Origin of the sequence: Mycobacterium colombiense (assembly GCF_001672755.1) — a bacterium.
Taxonomy (GTDB): Bacteria; Actinomycetota; Actinomycetes; order Mycobacteriales; family Mycobacteriaceae; genus Mycobacterium; species Mycobacterium colombiense_C.
In genome coordinates, this window is the sequence record NZ_LZKI01000114.1 from 1 (window position 1) to 1,183 (window position 1,183).

The 1,183-nt window shown below is 68.8% G+C and carries 1 protein-coding gene; it reads right to left on the reverse strand.

Annotated elements, in window-relative coordinates; all coding sequences use genetic code 11:
• On the reverse strand, positions 1–1,183 hold a 1,183-nt coding region (locus A5708_RS15295), incomplete at both ends, for a condensation domain-containing protein (protein WP_231117919.1).

Genomic DNA, 1,183 nt, shown 5'->3' on the forward strand with positions numbered 1-1,183 from the left:
CTGCGGACCGGATGGAGCCGCTCCACCAGCACCTCGAAGGGCACGTCCTGGTGTTCGTAGGCGGCCAGGCTGCGCTGCCGTACCCGGGCAAGGAGTTCGGCGACGCTGGGGTCGCCGCTCAGATCGACTCGCAGCACCAGGGTGTTGACGAAGAATCCGACCACGTCGTCCAGGGCCGGGTCACGCCGTCCTGCGATCGGAAAGCCCACCGCAACATCGGAACTCGCGCTCAACGTGGACAGCAGCACGGTCAGCGCGGCCTGGACGACCATGAAACTGGTCGCGTTGTGTGCGCGCGCCAGGCGGGCGACCCGTTGCTGAAGTTCGGCCGGCCAGTGCAAGTCCACGCTGGATCCGCGGTAGTCGGCCACCAAGGGATACGGTCGATCCGTGGGCAGCTCAACATGTTCGGGCAGCCCGGCCAGGGCCTCTTCCCAGTAGGCGAGCTGCCCGGCAATGGGGCTGCCCGGATCCTCGAGGTCGCCGAACTGGGCCCGTTGCCACAGCGTGTAGTCCACGTATTGCACCGGCAGTGGTTCCCAATCCGGTGCCCGCCCGGACGACCTGCTGGCATAGGCCGCCCCGAGGTCGCGCACCAGTGGCGCCACCGACCACCCGTCCGCGGCGATATGGTGCACCACCGCCACCAAGACATGCTCGTCGTCGCCCGTCTGGAAAATCCATGCCCGCAAAGGGATTTCGTTCACAAGGTCGAATGTGTAGCGCGCCGCCTCCTGGGTTGCCTCCGCCAGCCACGACGCAGGCCAGCGTGTGGCGTCGACGACCTGCCAGCCGACGTCGCTGCGCTCGGGCGGGACGACCACCTGCTGGGGTGTGCCTTCGGGGGCGACGAACCGGGTGCGCAGGCTTTCGTGGCGGGCCACCACGTCGTCCAGGGCGGCGGCCATCGCGTCGGTATCGACCGGCCCGTTGAGCTTGAGGGCGACCGCCATGTTGTACACCGGCGACGGACCCTGGAATTGATCGATGAACCACAAGCGAGATTGCGCGAACGACAACGGCAGCAGCGCCGGGCGCTCGGCGGCCACCAACCGGTCCGTGCGACCGGCGCCGGCCTCCACGTGCGGCGCCAGCTCGGCGACGGTGGGCGCCTCGAACAGCGATCGGACGGTGAGGCCGGCGTCGAGCTCGGTGTTGATTGCGGCGACGAGTCGCATCGCGG